This window comes from Sutcliffiella horikoshii, assembly GCF_002157855.1.
In the GTDB taxonomy this organism is placed as follows: domain Bacteria; phylum Bacillota; class Bacilli; order Bacillales; family Bacillaceae_I; genus Sutcliffiella_A; species Sutcliffiella_A horikoshii_C.
Window position 1 is genome coordinate 1,414,795 of the sequence record NZ_CP020880.1, and the last position, 16,039, is coordinate 1,430,833.

Below are 16,039 nucleotides of genomic sequence, written 5' to 3' on the forward strand. Positions count from 1 at the left end.
GGAGGATGTTTGGTGGATAATAATATTTTTAAGGGCATTGAGAAGAAAACGGGCGTGAGCATGAAGGACGTATTTGAGCTTGCTAATTCTATGCAGAATGCGAATTTCAAAGACGAGCAGACTGTGCGTAATTTGGTGTCTCGTGTAGCGACGTTGGCGAATAAGAAGGTACCTAAGGAATTGGAAGATAAGATTGTTAATACATTGATTAATGGGAATAAGCCGGTTGATATGGGGACTATTTCTAAGATGTTGAATGAGAAGAAGAAGTAAGAAAACATCTGCCTTCCACGTTTGAAGTGGGTCGGGCAGATGTTTTTTTAGTGTTATCCGGATAACTCCCTGATAGCTTCCGTTCCGGGTGTTCGCTTTCCGTGGGCGGTCCGGAAGCCTCCTCGGCTGCGCCTGTGGGGTCTTCCTTGTCCCGTCCTCCCACAGGAGTCTCACCCCCTGCACTTCAGCTATCAGGGGGTGTACTTTCACACCTGCTAAGTACTAAAATTACTCAATCGTCTCCAAGTCCCCCAACACAACATTGCGGTCGGCGTCTTTGTTGATTTGTGCGGAGGCTTCTTTTGCCAGGTTCAAATATTTTTCTTTTGCTGCTGCATCTCCGCTTATGCTGTATGCGCGGGCTAGGGCTTCGTATGCGAATGCGAGGTCAAAGTCCTTGATATCATGTTCTAGAACGATTTCTAGGTTTCTTTTAGCATGCACGAGGCAAGGTTCAGCTCGACGTAAAACGGCGTAAACTCTTGAAATTTGCCATTCGCCTCGGGAGAAGTTGACCGGTTCGCCGATTTTGCCCCAGTGGAAACGGGAGGCATGGGCTTTATGTATCATTTGAAAATCTTCTTCTGAAGTACGGTCCGTCTTTTCCATTAGATCCCATACTTCATTGAATAAGTTAATAGCGGTTTTTCTATGAAAAGTATATTGAAGATCTTGCTCTTCCTGTGTGACGTTGGCCATTGTACAACTCCTCTTTATTAATAATTATCTATATACTCTAAATAGTATCATTTTTATATTAAAAATTGGAGCATTATTAGTACAAGCATCCTTCTTTTCGTTTAAGTAATTCAGTCTCCAGTAGTTGAATGAAATCACCGTCCAGGTTTTCTGCCTTTGCGTTTTCATATGCAAACATGAGAGATTCATCGGACAGTTTTGTGATGGAACAGTTATAGTGAGAATCCAATGTTTTCAAAAGAATATTCCCCTTTCAACTCATCTATTAAGGGTACATACCCAGATAGGAGCAGATAAAACGTAATTTTTAACTATTCAAAAAATAATGCTTTTTCTGCTGGTTTTTGTTGACAAAACGAAAAAGCGCAATCCTGAAAATGAAGAAGGATTTGCGCTCTTTATTAGAGAATATCTTTAATAAATCTAGTCATGTATGCCTTCTTTCCACGACGATTCATCGGTACAGATAGTTGCAAGGTTTCCTTTGCTCTAGTCATTGCCACATACAATAGTCGTCGTTCTTCTTCAAGAGCTCCGAGTTCACCGTTACGGTAGGATTCTAAGGCGAAATCATGAGGAAGGCTACCATCGACAGCACTAAGGACATAAACGTTCGTATACTCGAGTCCCTTAGAACGATGGATGGTGGAGAGGTGGATGGCATTGGAGTATTGCTTGCTGAGCCTCTTCATCTCATCCGTTTTGGCAATCATATCTTCCACATGGTCAAGAAAGTCAGCGATGGATTGGAACTTACGGGCAACCACCTTCAAATCGCGAATATCATCCGAGCCTTTTTCAAGAGCGTTCCCCTCGTTGCCGCGCTTTTTAATGTAATCATCAAAGCCCATGTCTTTTTCAATCATCTCAAGTGCAACTGAAGGGGAGACGTTGGCAAGAGTTTTAAATAAAGGGATGATCCGTTTGATTTTTTTTACTTGAAAAGGCTGCACGTTGGTCAACTTACTCAATGATTTTACTAAACTGCAATCTTCCAAAATACTGATGGCTTTCGCATCTTGGAGGTTTGATTGCTTTAGGAACAGGGCTGGCAGGATATCTGCTAACGCCTGAACATCATTGGCGTCACGACTCAAACGCAGGAAACCGAGGATGCCTTTCACAATCCTTCTCTTATAAAAGCTTTCGTAATCTTGATCAAGCTTGAATGGAAGACCAGATTGGGAGAGCCTCTCAAAGATTGCGCGTGCGGCACTATGTGTCCGGTATAGGACAGCAAAATCATTCGGAGTGGCGCCTTGTTCAATTTGTTCTTTCATATCTTGCATTATAATGGTGGCTTCTTCTTCCTCGTCGTAAGGGTAAAATAATACAGGAAAGTGCTTATTGTCACGTTGAGCAATCATTTTTTTCACTCTGCGGTTCTTGTTTTTATCAATTACCTGATTGGCAGAGGCGACGATGGTGTGCGTTGATCGGTAGTTCTCTGAAAGCGTGACGACTTTTGTAGAAGGAAAATCCTTATGAAAGTTCAATATATAATCGGGACTGCTGCCACGGAACGCATAGATGGATTGATCATCATCCCCAACTGCACAGATATTTCCGCTTTTGGCCAGTAGTTTCATTGTTTCATATTGCACCTTATTAATATCCTGAAACTCATCAATTAGAAAAAATTGAAATCTTTCCTGATATTTCCCGAGCAGAGCTGGATTTTCCATCAACAGCTCATAACATCCAAGCAACATATCATCAAAATCAAATACATTCTTCTCGCGCTTCCAGTCCTCATAGTCCTGATACAAACTCTGAAACTGCTCTTCTAGCTTACTGGTCGGTTTTATCCTCTTAGGTGTCTGCATATTATTTTTCCAATAGCCGATTTGCTGTATGGCCTGATCAAATGGGAAGTCCTTTTCATCCAAACCAAGCTTGCGGCCGGCCTGTTTTAAAAATTGCTCTTTTTGCCAATCCCATTTCAATAAATTATCGCCGTTCCATCTTTCAGGGTGATGGTGTTGAAGAATTCGATAGAAAATGCTGTGAAACGTTCCAGATAGAAGGTTAGCGAACATTCTTGAACCCGGTGACTCGTATAATCGCAGCCGTTCTTTCATTTCATTGGCTGCCTTGGCTGTAAAGGTAATCAGCATGATGGATTTTGGGTCGATCTTTTCCTCCTGGACCATATAGGCGACACGCGTGATCAATACCCGGGTTTTTCCGCTGCCTGCACCTGCTAGTACTAGCAACGGCCCGCTCACTGTTGAAACAGCTTCTTGCTGGGCGGAATCTAAAAAGATATTTTTTTCTTGTAATCCAAGGAAAAACCCACTTATATTGGAATGGCTTTTCGTATGTTCTTTAATAAAGATAGGAAGATGTGTAAGCGGTTTTGGCGCTCTCCATGTTTCTGTTGGCTTTTCTTTTTCCGCAATAACCGTTCTGGTTTTAGGATAGCGAAATCCATCGCGCTCCACATATTCTTGTTTTGGTGTAACCGCTGTTTCTGACTTAGGCATTTCTTCTTCATGAGTGATAGAAGCATCTATGTGATAAAAATGAGGTTCTTTTCTAAGGCCTAAATAGAGCTTGACACTCTCACCACAGATTTTGCATGAGAGATCGCCCTTTACACCGGCGTCGTACACCTCTTGATACATTTCTCTAGCCATTGTTTTTATATGTATGTTTCGTTCTTTCCAAACAGCAGATTTCATACGTGTAGACTCCTTTATAACCGTCAATCTTATCCATAGTACCACATATTATATAGAGAGAACACGAGTCAAAGGAAGTTTGTGTTATGCAAAAACAGGGAAAATTATAAGTAGAATAGGGAAGGGGAGAAATGTGATGGGATATGTTTTACCAGTGCAAATGGATGCCTACACACAATATGCGAACCGAACTGTTTCAGAAAAACAACAAATAAAGCTTGATCCAGTGATAAGACCGAACTTTTATAGGGTGGATCCTCAATATTCATGGGAAGAAATCCACAAAAATGCTCCACAACACAACCCCTATCATCAAAGAAAAGAAAAGCAGGCTACCCGCATTTCTGATAAATTATTGGCCGACATAACAGGAAAAGGCCGCTTCTTTCACGAAAAAATATAAAAGTCCAAAATTTTTAGGGGGTGTATGTTACGTGGAGTTTCATCCCATAACAGATAACGTTTATTATTTTCAAGGGTCCGTTAACATCGGGTATGTCCGATTTTCTTCTGGAGAAGGAATGCTCATTGATGCGGGGCTTGAAGAACAGGCCATGAAAAAAGTGTTGAAGACACTAAAAAGTAAGGAACTGCCAATAACGCATTTATTCATTACGCATGCGCATGCCGATCATTATGGAGGAGCGGCCTATTTGCAAAAGCAACAAAAGGTTTATACCATTGCCCCAAAATTAGAAGCCGCCATTCTTCAAGAACCGATGCTAGAGCCGTTGTACTTGTTTCATGGTGTCAACCCTATCCAAGAATGGAGGAGCAAGTTTTTGGAAGGGAAGCCGATTAAAGTGGATGCAATCATCGAAGAAGCAGGTGAGGTGACGGTGGGGGAGTCAACCTTTCAAACAGTGGACTTGCCAGGACACAGTTACCATCAATTCGGGGTAATCGTCGAGGATGTACTTTTTGCTGCTGACGCCTATTTTGGTGTGGAAATTTTACATAAACATGGTATTCCTTATATTGTTGACGCAAAACAAACCATGGAAAGTCTTGAAAAAATAAAAAAACTCCCGTGTGCAGGAGCAGTTCCTGGTCACGGGAGTTATGAAAAAGATTTTATTGCTACTATTGATGAAAATTTACAGGTTCACCACGATATCGAAAACTTACTATACACGCTTGTTAATCAAGAGGAAGACGGCATATCCATTGAACAGTTAGTGACAAAAGCTTGCACGGAAAAAGGACTTACTATCCGCAATGTGCCGTCGTTTATGTTGTTCCGAACAGCCGTCACTGCATACCTAACCAAATTGATTCAAGAAGGACGTGTGGAGTTAATTGTTTGCAACAATCAATTGGTCGTAGCATCTTCTTCTGAATAAGGCATGACATAAATTGGCTTTCCTTCTTCCCACTCGGCAAACACGATGTCTTTTGGGTTGTGGTAGCCGATTTTTTTAATTTCGTTTAAAAGCCATTGCTCAGACAGGTTGAATTCATCTAAATTGTCCTTTAAAATTTCTCCATCAGAAATTACCGGAATAGGAAGTGTGACCGCTTTAAAAGGTATGTTCAAATCTTCGTTCAGAGGCTGAGCATAAGGGTGCTTCTTTAAAACGCTAACTGTACCATCTGTTTCAAGGATGGCATACTCTACTTCTTGAATGGAGAAAGCACCTTTTGAACGTAGAAGGTGTCGCAGTTGGTCAATATCTAATTTGGACTTCTTCAATTCTTTTTTATTTATGATGCCTTTATGTATGACTATAGACGGCCTGCCTTCTAACAATCCTCTTGTTTTTCGTACCTTCTGTGTGATTGTTTCAAGTAAAAAGATCAATATTCCCCACAATCCCAACGTAAAAAGGATTTTTACAACACCAATATCATTATCATATAATGCGTTTCCTACAAGTTCTCCTAATACAAGTGCTGAAATGAAGTCAAAGGGTGTTATTTGCGTGATTTGTGTTTTTCCGAGCAACTGGGTGATTGAAAATAGTGCAAAGAAACCGATTACCAATTCTACTGCAATACGACCGTAGTCCATCATCATGATTATGTCATCCTTTATGTTGGGTCCTTGACAGTAGTATTAGTAAGGAGCGGGGAAAGTATGAAAACAAAAAAGATATCTCTCGAAAGGTTTCCCTTAGAGAGATATCTTTTTAGATGTTTTTCGTCATGGTCACATGGGGGATTCCTGCATCCATAAAAATGTCGGAAACCGTCTCGTATCCAAGCTTCGCATAAAAGGGTTCTGCATGTGTTTGCGCATTAAGCTTTAGGACATGCATCTCTTTTGTTTTTGCATATTCTTCAATGGTATTCATGATAAGCCGTCCTGCACCTTTGGAAGTTCGATGAGAAGGAAGGACGCAAATTCGCTCCACTTTACCGATGCCTTCAACAATTCGAAAGCGACCAGCACCTACTGCTTGGTCCTCATCATACAGTACAAAATGCGCGGAATCTTCTTCGTATTGATCTATTTCTTCTTCTAGAGGCACATTTTGTTCCTCCACAAAAACCGTTTTTCTGACAGAATAGGCATCCTGCAGTTCTTTATCTGAGTCTACAACTTGTACATACAAGGTTCAGCAATCCTTTCCAAAGCGGAATGTTTCATAAACCGTCCACATGCCATCTTCTAATTGATAGAGAAGGTGGAAGCGGTCGACCACCTCTTCATGCTCAATATTGGTCATTTTTAATTGACCCAGAACATCAGAGTGCTCATCATCAGATAAATTTTGGCCGATTGTTATATGAGGCACATAGGAAAATTCACGGTTATCTTGGAAATATCCTTTTCCGGAATGAAGCTTTTCGTGTAAGGATAACAGTTCGTCTGTTGGATCTACTTTAAGGTAAATGACATTGTTTACTGGAGCAAAAGAGCTCACTTTATAAATGTTCAAAGGGATTGGTGTAGTGTCTTTTGCGATTGCTGCAAGCTCATCGGTTACTGATTTCATATCATTTTCATCAATTTCGAATGCAGTTTTTAATGTCACGTGTGGCGGAATCAATGCGTAGTGAGCATCATAACGCTTTCTAAATGAATTTGCGAGATCTTGTAATTTTTTGGTCGGAAAAATAGCTATTCCATATTTCATCCAATATCCCTCCTATTAGCGTTTGCAATATAGTAACTTATCTTCTTATTTTATCTTAATTTTTTTCAAAAGAATAGAAAAGTTTCCCTTTCATTCTTAAATAACTATTGTTATTGGATAACTCCTGTAGTTTTCCGTTCCGGATATTCGCTTATCCAGAGGGCGGTGCTTGAGCCTCCTCCCTGCGCTGTGGGGTCTCAAGTCTACAGCTACCTCCCGCCGGAGTCTCATATCCTGCACTTCAAACTACAGGGAAATCTTCCTTAAATTATGAAAGCATTTTGGGTAGGGCTTGTTTTAGGTCGGGTTGCCAGTAGGTCCAGGTGTGTGTGCCTTCGAATTCTTCGTAATAGACGGAGAATCCTTTTTCTTTCATTAAGGTATGGAGTGCACGATTTGGTTCGATAAAGTTTTTCTTCTCTCCACCAGTAGTTGGAACTTCTGTTTCTTTTGTGCCGATTACATGGTAAAGGGATAGGAAGGAAGGTTGACTGAATTCCTCCACTTTTTTAATGACCTTTTCATCCACATATGGGGATTGCATAATGACTTTGCCGAATGTATGCGGGTATGACAGAGCCGTCATCAAAGACACAGTTGCTGCCAGGGAATCGCCAATTAAAGCTCGTCCCATTCCCATTTGATAGGATGGATATTTTTCATCAATATATGGTGTCAATTCATGTGCAAGAAAGCGAATGTAGGCACTGTTTTTGCTTCCGTCTGGATGGTACTTTTCCCAACGATCTTTAACGTCTTTGTATGGGATACCGACGATAATGGTATTTTGCATTTCGTTTGCTGCAAGCAGTTTGTCGGTGGTACTGCCTATGCGGCCCAGTGTGAAATAATCTTTTCCATCCTGTGCGATAAGGATGTTGTATTTATAGAGTGGTGAATAGTTAGCTGGTGTATAGACCATCAGTGTCATATCTTCATTAAGTTCGTTACTGTGTAGTGTGAACTCCTCAATACGCCCAACGTGTTTACCCATTGTTCATTACCTCCTGTGATGCCTTTATCTATTGTGGTAAGCGCTTTACCGTATACTATAGCATATTTGTACCCATTTTGTTGAATGGTAAGCTTGGATGTCGACGAATTACACTTCAGTCAACCGGATGAAAATTATTTTAATTATTTTCTGTCAATATATTGACCTTTTTCACATACGTTATATAATATATTTTATCCAATTAATCCGATTAAACTAATATGGATTATATGAAAAGTGTAAAGTAGGTGCAAATGTTGTTTTTACAGATCTCTGATATTACAAAAGTTTATACACAACAAAACGTTGAAAATAAAGTACTTTCATCTATAAATGTTGACATCCAAGAAGGAGAGTTCGTTTCCATTCTGGGGCCATCTGGCTGTGGGAAGTCTACTTTACTTTCTATGGTGGCAGGATTACTAAAACCTACAGAAGGAGAAATCCGACTGAAGGGATCGGTTATTACAAAACCAGGGAAAGATAGGGGGATGGTGTTTCAGCAGGCTGCCTTGTTCCCGTGGATGACTGTGGAAGAAAATGTCCTTTTTGCCATCCGTGATATGAAAGACACGGAAGAAAGAGAGAAGAGAGCCCTTCATTACTTAAAAATGGTACAGCTTGGCAGTAACCTCAAACAATATCCGCATGAATTATCAGGTGGAATGCAGCAGAGAGTGTCTATTGCACGAGCCCTTGCCATGGATCCAACTGTTCTATTAATGGATGAACCGTTTGGAGCATTAGATGAACAAACACGGTTGCGCCTGCAGCAGGAACTTGAAACGATTTGGTTGCAGACGAAGAAGACCGTTTTGTTTGTCACACATAGTATTCATGAATCAATTAAACTCTCAGATCGGATCCTTGTGATGGGAACAAGACCCGGAACTATTATTGCAGACATTAAAGTAGACGCAGCTCGCCCGCGTTTACGGACAAATGAAGAGGTTGCACGCTTGGAATCGCAAATCAGTGCCATGTTGGAAAAAGAGATTGATAAGGTTGTAGAGGAGGAGTTGAGACGATGAAAGCTGGAGTAAAACGCCTCATATTCTTTGCCTCCTTATTTATCATTTGGGAAGTGGTGGTGCTATTAATCGGTTGGTCACCGGCCGTGATGCCGAAACCATCCAATGTTGCGGTGGCACTATACCAAGGGTTCATGGATAAAACACTGCTTTATGATTTAGGGGCGAGTTTTAAGCGCTTAGGAGTTGGACTGTTTTTGGCGCTCATCATCGGAACCTTGCTTGGGATTTGGCTTGCCAAGTCAAAAACGGCAGATGAAACAGTAGGGACGCTTGTTCTTGCCCTTCAAAGTGTTCCTAGTATTGTATGGTTGCCGCTTGCGATTATCTGGTTTGGGTTTAATGAAACAGCTATCATTTTTATCGTTACTTTAGGTGGAACACTCGTCATGACAATAAATATGAGGATGGGCATCAAAAGTGTTCCCCCTTTATATATAAAAGCGGCTTCCACAATGGGAGCAAGCGGTGTGGAAATGTTTTGGAAGATTATTTTACCTGCATCTGTACCATATGCGGTGACAGGAGCGAGGCTTGCTTGGGCGTTTGCTTGGAGAGCGCTGATGGCTGCTGAATTACTGAGTATGGGACCAGGTTTAGGTTACACGCTGAAATATGCAGCTGATTTTGGACAGATGAGTTTGGTATTCGGTGTGATCATTATCATCTGTGTGATTGGTTCTGTGGTTGATTTAGTTATCTTCCAACGTTTTGAGAAAAATGTCATCAGACGCTGGGGCTTGGATTCATAAATAGAAACTATGGGAGGAAAAGAGATGAAAAAAGGTTGGTTGGTTGTTAGTGCAATGTTTCTACTATTAATGGGGGTTCTCGCTGGATGTGGATCAAGCACCAGTGGATCCAATGGCAAAGAGAGAGTCGTTATCGGGTATTTTCCTAACATCGATCACGTGCCGGCAATGGTTGCCCGTGAAAAGGCTATGTATGAAGAAGCTTTGGGTGATAAGTATGAAGTGGAATACAAGACATTCCCTGATGGTGGCGCATTTATGACGGCATTGAAAACAGGAGACATCCAAGGTGGCTTAGTTGGTCCAGGACCTGCAATGAACAACTATGTAAGCGGTGCGGACGTGAAAGTGGTAGCCGGTGCTTCTTCTGGCGGAACGGTCATCATTGCAAGTAAAGAAAGTGGTATTACATCTGTGGAAGAGCTTGATGGTGCTACATTTATCACGCCTGGAGTTGGTTGTACGCATGACGTTCAGATGGAAACATTTTTACAAGACTATGGTCTTTCCTCAGCTCGTATTGGTGGGAGCATGAAGCATGTTACAGGAAATCCTGCACAATACGCTGGGATGTTTGAATCAGAAAGTGTAGATGCAGCAGCAGTTCCAGAACCATGGGCTTCCTTATTATCCATTGAGCACGGAGCTAACATTCTTGTAGACAGTAATGAGATTGCGTTCGGTACTACCTTGCCTAACACTATTCTTGTAACAAGCGGAAAGCTGATTGATGAAAATAAAGAACTCGTACAAAAATTAGTGGATGCTCATCAAGAGTCAGTGGATTTCATTTCTGAAAATCCAGAAGAGTCAAAAGAGATTGCGATCAATTCGATTAAGGAACTGACAAACCAAGAACTTTCAAAAGAAGTGATTGATTCTGCTTGGGAAAGAATTCGCTTTACTCATGAAGTGGATGCAGAAGTAGTGCAGGAATTTGCAAACTCGTCCTTTGAACTTAAATTCTTGAAAGAAAAACCGGATTTCACAGAATTCATTGATTCACAATTTGTTAACTAGCATTCCTAAGAGTGTCGGGCTATAATGGTCTCGACACTTTTTTATGAGTTTGGAGGAATAAACTTGAAAAGACTTTTGTTCTTATTGTCATTTGTCATCTTGCTTGCTCTTGCAGGTTGCGGAGGCAGTGAAGTTAATTTAGATGAGGAATTTTCAATGAAACTTGAGGTTGGGAAGCTAGATGGGGTAAATCAAAATGAAGAGACTTTTACTAGCTCTAAACATGAAGGGGAGTTTTGGTTAGCTAATTTCATCTTTACTAATTGTGATACAGTTTGTCCTCCGATGACAGCCAATATGGCAAGGGTGCAGCGAGAGATGAAAGAGGCAGGTATTGAAGTGCCAATTGTATCGTTTAGCATCGATCCTGAAAAGGATACACCTGAAGCTTTAAAAGAGTATGGGGATCTATATGAAGCAGATTATCAGGCATGGGATTTTGTCACTGGATATGACCAGGAAACGATAGAGCGATTTGCGAATGTATCATTTATGGTGCCGGCTTCCAAAGAAGAAGGTTCCGATCAGTATATGCATAGTACGAGTATTTTCTTAGTGGATAAAGAAGGATTTGTACGAGAGTCGTACAGTGGCTTGGATGTCCCTTTAGAAGAAATTATGGAAGATCTTGAAAAAGTAACAGATTGACCTTTGCGTTCACACTCATATGATGGATATATGGGTGTTTTTCACTTTTGCCAAGTAAGGGTTTTCAAAAATTCCCAAATAAAGAGGTGGCAGCATCGGCTACCTCTTGTGCGTTACATCGATTGTTCATGTGAAGGTGATGAAAGTTGTTGTTTTGGAAGGTAATGTTCGACGAGTTGATCAAGGTAGTTTATTTTTTCTAGCGCAGTGGATTTATCAATTTGTCTATAGTGGTGGTTTCCGCCTTTTTCCTCGTCCATTTCGTCCGCAAGCTTCACTACTTTTTGTAGAGGACTTCTTTTAACGTCGATTTCAGGTAAGTAGGAATCTGTATGCAAAAGAATAGCAACAGAGATTTTTTTCGCGTTTTGCGGGTTTTCTCCTAAGCGGATCAATAACTTGTGGGCACGCTCTGCCCCTTTAATTGCATGAATATCATTTTCTCTATATAATTCATAGTCCCATTTTCCTTGACGATACCATTCATAATGCCCGATATCGTGCAGAAGGGCAGCTTTCGTAGCCAAATCTACGCTTACATTATATTTAAACGCCAAATGAAAGGCATGGTTGGCCACTTCTAGGGCATGTGCGACCCCTGAACGTTTCAAATACTTCTGTGTAATAGGGTGTGTAAAAATATCTGTAAGTGTTACTTCTCTCATTAATATCTCCCTCCTGTAAAAATGTGTTTCTTTATAGAATATCATATATGAGTAATTGTGTGCAAGAGAAACGTTCAGATAACCTCATTCTTGTACGTTTTTATTAAAGGACGATAAGATAATATACTATCTAACAGAAACGTTCTTTTTTGATTGCGCAAGTAACAGAATGCTGTCACATTATTTTTATTAATATCCAACACGAGTAAGGATCTTTGCGTGATGGATCCATCTTTGGACATATAGATTATTTCAATAGGTGTTCTTGAATTCCTATACCACTCGAGCGTTCGGCTCATTATCATCATCTCCTTACAACTATTATATACGAACATACGTTTTATATTCAATTAAAATACGAACGTATATTCTGGTTGTTTTTTGGGGAGTAAGGAATATACTTGAAATATAAGAAAGGAAGGTGATTTTGTGAAACCATCTACTACATTAAAGTGGGTTACAGGCGGAATGGAAGCGTTTTTGGCTATTCCTGTTCTTGGAGGTCTTACTGTGATGGGGTTTGGGTATTCTCCATTGGGCCTTATGTTGATCTTACATATCATTACGTTGGTGTTTAGTGCAAAAGAAGGGCAGAAGTTTCACGGTAGCATTTGGGGAATTGTTGCGTCTTGTTTAGGATGGGTCCCTTTTGTGGGTTGGGCTTTACACACTATAACAGCTATTATCCTGATGATTGATGCTTTTGCTTCAGGTAGAAAAGAAAAAGGTATGCAAGTGTAGCCGTTCCGAGTTTGGGGTGGTTTTTAGTTGGTCTAAACGCCGCTGTTGATTTCCGCAAATGGCTTCGCTTTCCGCGGGGCGACCTTGAGCCTCCTCACAACGCTTCAGGGGTCTCAACAATGTCGCTACTCCCCCGCAGGAGTCTACGCCTTTTGCTCCAATCAACAGCTATAAATTCCTCTGATTTTTGAGTCATAAAAATATCTTTACAAATAAGTATGTACTATCTATAATTGTATTTACAGTCGCATATGAGATCTGATAGTTCAGTGGGAGAACACTACCTTGACAGGGTAGGGGTCGGGGGTTCGAATCCCTCTCAGATCATCCAAGATAAAGCTCCAATCTCTTTTGTTTCAAGAGATTGGAGCTTTTTTTATGCAAATCTACTAAAATGGACAAATCTCTTAATTCCTTAGTCTATACAAGAAAGAATGCTAGACATACTATGTAGAAACTAATGTTAAAGGAGATGTTTAAATGGCAGATATATGTCAAAATTGTAACTGTTCCCCGTATGAGAATCTTTGTGTTTGTGCGACTCAAAACGGGATAACTATTATCCAACCAGCATGTCAAACGCTTCCAGATGGTAGCATTGCTAGTAACCCTTGCTTCAGACCATCGCCGGAAAACCGTTCTTATTGGTCTTATAAATTTTCGACTGATAATGCAATGGCTACTAGGGGAATAAGTAGTTTTGTTATTCCAATATGTCAAAACATACCGGCAAATACTGTAGTAGTAAGTGAAAAGATTGATGGGTGTGGTACTTTTACTTCCATTCCGTTCACGCTCAGTCCTACCGATCCTAATTATGGTCCTGCTCCAACAGGCTTCAGTTGGCTGAAGGTGGAATCCGACAACCGCTTTGATAAGGGTGTTACAGTCGAATATCGTTTAGAGATTGTTGGAAACTATCCGAATGGTACACAAGGCATTCAAGTAAGAGCGGCTAATGTAAATTATACATTTGCTTGTGAGGGTTGCTATATCGTTCCGCAATGTCCAGAGCCTGGGCAGTTGATTGTCAATCTGACTTGTGAAGAAATCTTTGATGGTAATAATGTGAGACTTGCTTATGAAGTAACTGTATCAAACCCAGGAGGTTCCCCTCTGCAAAACGTTCAATTTACAGATACCATATTATACCCGCAGAATGTAACACTTGGGCCTATTACAATTAGTGACCCGACATTAAATGTGGATCGATCTGTACCTGGTCGAATCCTGATTACAGGAAATCTTGGAACACTTGAACCTGGTGAAGAAAGAATTATCACTTATTTTTTACCTGTCACCGGAGTGTCTGGTCCAGGAGAGTTCTTGATCGATAATAGAGCAACCGCTGTTTCCGGTACAGCCCAAGCATCAGATTTCTGTACGTTGAATCTTGATGTAGTCCAACTTTCTGCTGCTAAATGTTGTACAATTACTGGAAATCAAGTGACGTATCGCATAACGGTAACAAATACTCCAAACTCCCCGGGTACAAATGCACGAATAGTTGATACTATAACCATTCCTGAAGGATTAACTGTTAGATTTTCTTCTTTTGGTGGTTGCCAAGCCAGATTCCGTAATGGTGAAGAAGTGCCATTAAATCAGGATATCACAGGTTTAAGAATAATTGATATCGTCTGCGACAATTTACAAATCCCTCCAAGTGGATCAGCTCACCGTGATATTCAACTAACTATTGTTTCTGCCTCTACTCAATCTGGAACAATTAATAATACTTTGAACGCCGTCGACCCACTTGGTGGCCAAAACCAATTATTCTTGCCTACTCTAAATGTTCCTGTAAGTGTAGATACCGCTTATGTAGCATCCATTACATGCTCCAATCCTTGCCCAAATAACATCAATCCAGACAATGGGCAATTCTTTACTGCATCTAGTACAATGAATGCTGCTGGTCAGTCTGATTGTGGATGCGGTGGAGGACTATCTAGTTCTAACCCTACAAGAAAATTTAATTGGAGATCGGAACTGTAATAGTAAACGAAATATTAAAGCACATTCTCCTTCAGAATGTGCTTTTCTACATAAAACATGTTTGTTGACATCATACCTGAGGGGGTATAATATAAAAGAACAAATGAACCGTATTGGAGGAGATGGTTGTTGGTCATTTCTGTTGCTTTGATATTCTTGATAATTTCCGTTTACTTTTATAATAGATATGTTCCGGTATTGGGTGTTCCTTGTGTGAAAAATTTAGAACTTATCAGTCCTGTGAAAATTGTTGATGTCAGGGATTATAATTATGTAGATGAACCTGTTCCTGTTGCGGTTAATATTCCTGTTGCCTATCTGCAACGTAACTACCAACAATTTAAAAATGAAAAAGTAATCGTCCTTGCATCTAGCCATCTTGAAAAAAACATTAGTGTGCGTTATTTAAAGAAAAAAGGCATTGAAGTAATTGGGTACAGAGTGATAGGGAATAACTGTAAGTGTCCAAAATTAAAAATGGTATAAGACGATGATACAACCCGGAATATTATTTCCGGGTTTTTTTACGTTGAAAAGGCAGGCAGGCTCGTGAATTGCTTGTCTATTTTTTGTTATGTGAGGAATTGACACAATCATTTTCTACTAAAATGAATATACTTTTAATAGATTAATAGAGGAGGTGAGAGTCGTGGGAGTATTGTATGTAGAATGCAAGGTGTGCTGCGAAGTAAAGTGTAAATGCTATCTTCGTCCTAGTAGACCTGCTATGGACAATGCGGTTTCACCGATGGAAGATGCGGCGCGTGACAAGAAAAAATGTGGCTGTAGTGCTGGCGCATCTCGCTATTACAAGTACAATGACTAAATGCTAGTGAGAGAATAGACGGGCGGTAACTGCGCTTGTCTATTTTTTCTTTTTGGTAGATAAGTACAAGAATAATCTAGCGTTTTACATATTATATAGTAGCTTGAAAAATAGGAGGTGATATTGTGGGAATAGTTTATGTGGAATGTTGCGAGAAAAAGTGTTGTTGCTGTTGCGATGATAAGAGAGATAAGTGTCCGAAACCGGTTAGAAGAAATGAGCCGATAGTTTGTGATGGATTAAGGTCAATGCTTGCTATGCTAGGTGCTATAAATGTACCTTCAGCAAATTTAACTTATTTTTTTACTAATGCTGCTGTCAAATATGATTCCAGCTACTGCCCATTATTAACGGGCTACAGAACGCCGACTGTGGCTGAGTTGCAATCAATTGCAACTAGTTTAACATCAACAGGGTCAATCGGGGGAACGCCTCTATGTCCAATGGTTGTATGGGCGTTGAATGGAATCGAACCAGTTCTTGTGGAGGTAGTACCGGCACTTGGAACGGTCGAAGTACTGAGAACTCCGTCTTTACGTTGTAAAGCATACCGTATTTGTGTAACAACAACTACGCCAGCAAATGGTTAAAAAGGGTTAAAGACTTTTCAGAAGGATATTAATATCCT

The 16,039-nt window shown here is 40.4% G+C and carries 20 protein-coding genes and 1 tRNA gene; 12 read left to right on the forward strand and 9 right to left on the reverse strand.

Annotated features, from left to right (window positions below; genetic code table 11):
• Positions 1 to 12: 12 nt before the first annotated feature.
• On the forward strand, positions 13 to 273 hold the full coding sequence (gene spoVIF / locus B4U37_RS07355; protein ID WP_010192912.1) for a sporulation-specific transcription regulator SpoVIF: 261 nt from the start codon (positions 13 to 15) through the stop codon (positions 271 to 273).
• Between the two features lie 228 nt (positions 274 to 501).
• Here the strand turns inward: spoVIF and B4U37_RS07360 are convergent, their stop codons facing one another.
• The 3 genes from B4U37_RS07360 to B4U37_RS07370 all read right to left on the reverse strand — a co-directional run bounded on the left by B4U37_RS07360 (position 502) and on the right by B4U37_RS07370 (position 3,656).
• Complete coding sequence (locus B4U37_RS07360) at positions 502 to 972, reverse strand: hypothetical protein (protein ID WP_088017706.1); 471 nt, start codon at positions 970 to 972, stop codon at positions 502 to 504.
• Between the two features lie 76 nt (positions 973 to 1,048).
• Entirely contained in the window at positions 1,049 to 1,210 is a 162-nt protein-coding gene (gene sda / locus B4U37_RS07365) for a sporulation histidine kinase inhibitor Sda (protein WP_088017707.1), read from the reverse strand.
• A gap of 163 nt (positions 1,211 to 1,373) precedes the next feature.
• Positions 1,374 to 3,656, reverse strand: coding sequence for a UvrD-helicase domain-containing protein (locus B4U37_RS07370; protein ID WP_088017708.1), 2,283 nt, complete (start codon positions 3,654 to 3,656; stop codon positions 1,374 to 1,376).
• A gap of 160 nt (positions 3,657 to 3,816) precedes the next feature.
• On the opposite strand from B4U37_RS07370, the gene B4U37_RS07375 reads away from it, so the two are divergent.
• Both B4U37_RS07375 and B4U37_RS07380 read left to right on the forward strand, forming a co-directional pair.
• Entirely contained in the window at positions 3,817 to 4,059 is a 243-nt protein-coding gene (locus tag B4U37_RS07375; RefSeq protein ID WP_157663742.1) for a hypothetical protein, read from the forward strand.
• A 31-nt stretch (positions 4,060 to 4,090) separates the two neighbouring features.
• Positions 4,091 to 4,999 (forward strand): MBL fold metallo-hydrolase, encoded by a 909-nt coding sequence (locus B4U37_RS07380; protein WP_088017710.1) that lies wholly within the window; start codon positions 4,091 to 4,093, stop codon positions 4,997 to 4,999.
• On the opposite strand, the gene B4U37_RS07385 is transcribed toward B4U37_RS07380, so the two are convergent.
• The 4 genes from B4U37_RS07385 to B4U37_RS07400 all read right to left on the reverse strand — a co-directional run bounded on the left by B4U37_RS07385 (position 4,969) and on the right by B4U37_RS07400 (position 7,730).
• A complete protein-coding gene (locus B4U37_RS07385; RefSeq protein ID WP_088020208.1) occupies positions 4,969 to 5,670 on the reverse strand; it encodes a DUF421 domain-containing protein in 702 nt (233 codons plus the stop codon). The genes B4U37_RS07380 and B4U37_RS07385 overlap by 31 nt on opposite strands.
• 115 nt (positions 5,671 to 5,785) lie before the next feature.
• A complete protein-coding gene (locus tag B4U37_RS07390; protein WP_088017711.1) occupies positions 5,786 to 6,211 on the reverse strand; it encodes a GNAT family N-acetyltransferase in 426 nt (141 codons plus the stop codon).
• A 3-nt stretch (positions 6,212 to 6,214) separates the two neighbouring features.
• Complete coding sequence (locus tag B4U37_RS07395) at positions 6,215 to 6,736, reverse strand: YjcG family protein (protein WP_088017712.1); 522 nt, start codon at positions 6,734 to 6,736, stop codon at positions 6,215 to 6,217.
• 268 nt (positions 6,737 to 7,004) lie between these two features.
• Positions 7,005 to 7,730 (reverse strand): alpha/beta hydrolase, encoded by a 726-nt coding sequence (locus B4U37_RS07400; protein ID WP_088017713.1) that lies wholly within the window; start codon positions 7,728 to 7,730, stop codon positions 7,005 to 7,007.
• 257 nt (positions 7,731 to 7,987) lie between these two features.
• Here B4U37_RS07400 and B4U37_RS07405 point away from each other — a divergent pair, with 257 nt between their 5' ends.
• From B4U37_RS07405 to B4U37_RS07420, 4 genes are all read left to right on the forward strand, one after another.
• Positions 7,988 to 8,761 (forward strand): ABC transporter ATP-binding protein, encoded by a 774-nt coding sequence (locus tag B4U37_RS07405; protein WP_088020210.1) that lies wholly within the window; start codon positions 7,988 to 7,990, stop codon positions 8,759 to 8,761.
• A complete protein-coding gene (locus B4U37_RS07410) occupies positions 8,758 to 9,513 on the forward strand; it encodes an ABC transporter permease (RefSeq protein ID WP_088017714.1) in 756 nt (251 codons plus the stop codon). Before B4U37_RS07405 ends, B4U37_RS07410 begins: the two co-directional genes overlap by 4 nt.
• A gap of 24 nt (positions 9,514 to 9,537) precedes the next feature.
• On the forward strand, positions 9,538 to 10,533 hold the full coding sequence (locus B4U37_RS07415) for an aliphatic sulfonate ABC transporter substrate-binding protein (protein ID WP_088017715.1): 996 nt from the start codon (positions 9,538 to 9,540) through the stop codon (positions 10,531 to 10,533).
• A gap of 63 nt (positions 10,534 to 10,596) precedes the next feature.
• Positions 10,597 to 11,181 carry an SCO family protein gene (locus B4U37_RS07420; RefSeq protein ID WP_245840068.1) on the forward strand — a complete coding sequence of 195 codons (585 nt, stop codon included), beginning with the start codon at positions 10,597 to 10,599 and terminating at the stop codon, positions 11,179 to 11,181.
• Positions 11,182 to 11,294: 113 nt separating this feature from the next.
• Here B4U37_RS07420 and B4U37_RS07425 read toward each other — a convergent pair whose 3' ends face one another.
• A complete protein-coding gene (locus B4U37_RS07425) occupies positions 11,295 to 11,846 on the reverse strand; it encodes an HD domain-containing protein (protein WP_088017717.1) in 552 nt (183 codons plus the stop codon).
• Positions 11,847 to 11,920: 74 nt separating this feature from the next.
• Positions 11,921 to 12,145, reverse strand: a complete 225-nt coding sequence (locus B4U37_RS07430) for a hypothetical protein (protein ID WP_088017718.1) — start codon at positions 12,143 to 12,145, stop codon at positions 11,921 to 11,923.
• A gap of 130 nt (positions 12,146 to 12,275) precedes the next feature.
• Between B4U37_RS07430 and B4U37_RS07435 the strand changes: the two genes are divergently transcribed.
• From B4U37_RS07435 to B4U37_RS07455, 5 genes are all read left to right on the forward strand, one after another.
• Positions 12,276 to 12,587, forward strand: coding sequence for a hypothetical protein (locus B4U37_RS07435; RefSeq protein ID WP_010192941.1), 312 nt, complete (start codon positions 12,276 to 12,278; stop codon positions 12,585 to 12,587).
• Between the two features lie 255 nt (positions 12,588 to 12,842).
• Positions 12,843 to 12,914: transfer RNA gene (locus tag B4U37_RS07440), tRNA-Val, on the forward strand.
• A gap of 153 nt (positions 12,915 to 13,067) precedes the next feature.
• The gene (locus B4U37_RS07445; protein ID WP_088017719.1) at positions 13,068 to 14,585 is read left to right on the forward strand and encodes a COG1470 family protein; all 1,518 of its coding nucleotides are present in this window, start codon (positions 13,068 to 13,070) and stop codon (positions 14,583 to 14,585) included.
• Positions 14,586 to 14,732: 147 nt separating this feature from the next.
• Positions 14,733 to 15,071: a rhodanese-like domain-containing protein gene (locus B4U37_RS07450; RefSeq protein WP_198317092.1), complete on the forward strand. Its 339-nt coding sequence runs from the start codon at positions 14,733 to 14,735 to the stop codon at positions 15,069 to 15,071.
• A 465-nt stretch (positions 15,072 to 15,536) separates the two neighbouring features.
• Complete coding sequence (locus tag B4U37_RS07455) at positions 15,537 to 16,001, forward strand: hypothetical protein (protein WP_157663743.1); 465 nt, start codon at positions 15,537 to 15,539, stop codon at positions 15,999 to 16,001.
• The last annotated feature ends 38 nt before the right edge of the window (positions 16,002 to 16,039 follow it).

Excerpts from the sequence above, each read along its gene's own strand:
- B4U37_RS07360 (WP_088017706.1), bottom strand. The coding sequence starts at position 972 with ATGGCCAACGTCACACAGGAAGAGCAAGATCTTCAATATACTTTTCAT.
- B4U37_RS07370 (WP_088017708.1), bottom strand. The coding sequence starts at position 3,656 with ATGAAATCTGCTGTTTGGAAAGAACGAAACATACATATAAAAACAATG.
- B4U37_RS07375 (WP_157663742.1), top strand. The coding sequence starts at position 3,817 with ATGGATGCCTACACACAATATGCGAACCGAACTGTTTCAGAAAAACAA.
- B4U37_RS07385 (WP_088020208.1), bottom strand. The coding sequence starts at position 5,670 with ATGATGGACTACGGTCGTATTGCAGTAGAATTGGTAATCGGTTTCTTT.
- B4U37_RS07395 (WP_088017712.1), bottom strand. The coding sequence starts at position 6,736 with ATGAAATATGGAATAGCTATTTTTCCGACCAAAAAATTACAAGATCTC.
- B4U37_RS07400 (WP_088017713.1), bottom strand. The coding sequence starts at position 7,730 with ATGGGTAAACACGTTGGGCGTATTGAGGAGTTCACACTACACAGTAAC.
- B4U37_RS07410 (WP_088017714.1), top strand. The coding sequence starts at position 8,758 with ATGAAAGCTGGAGTAAAACGCCTCATATTCTTTGCCTCCTTATTTATC.
- B4U37_RS07415 (WP_088017715.1), top strand. The coding sequence starts at position 9,538 with ATGAAAAAAGGTTGGTTGGTTGTTAGTGCAATGTTTCTACTATTAATG.
- B4U37_RS07425 (WP_088017717.1), bottom strand. The coding sequence starts at position 11,846 with ATGAGAGAAGTAACACTTACAGATATTTTTACACACCCTATTACACAG.
- B4U37_RS07430 (WP_088017718.1), bottom strand. The coding sequence starts at position 12,145 with ATGAGCCGAACGCTCGAGTGGTATAGGAATTCAAGAACACCTATTGAA.
- B4U37_RS07445 (WP_088017719.1), top strand. The coding sequence starts at position 13,068 with ATGGCAGATATATGTCAAAATTGTAACTGTTCCCCGTATGAGAATCTT.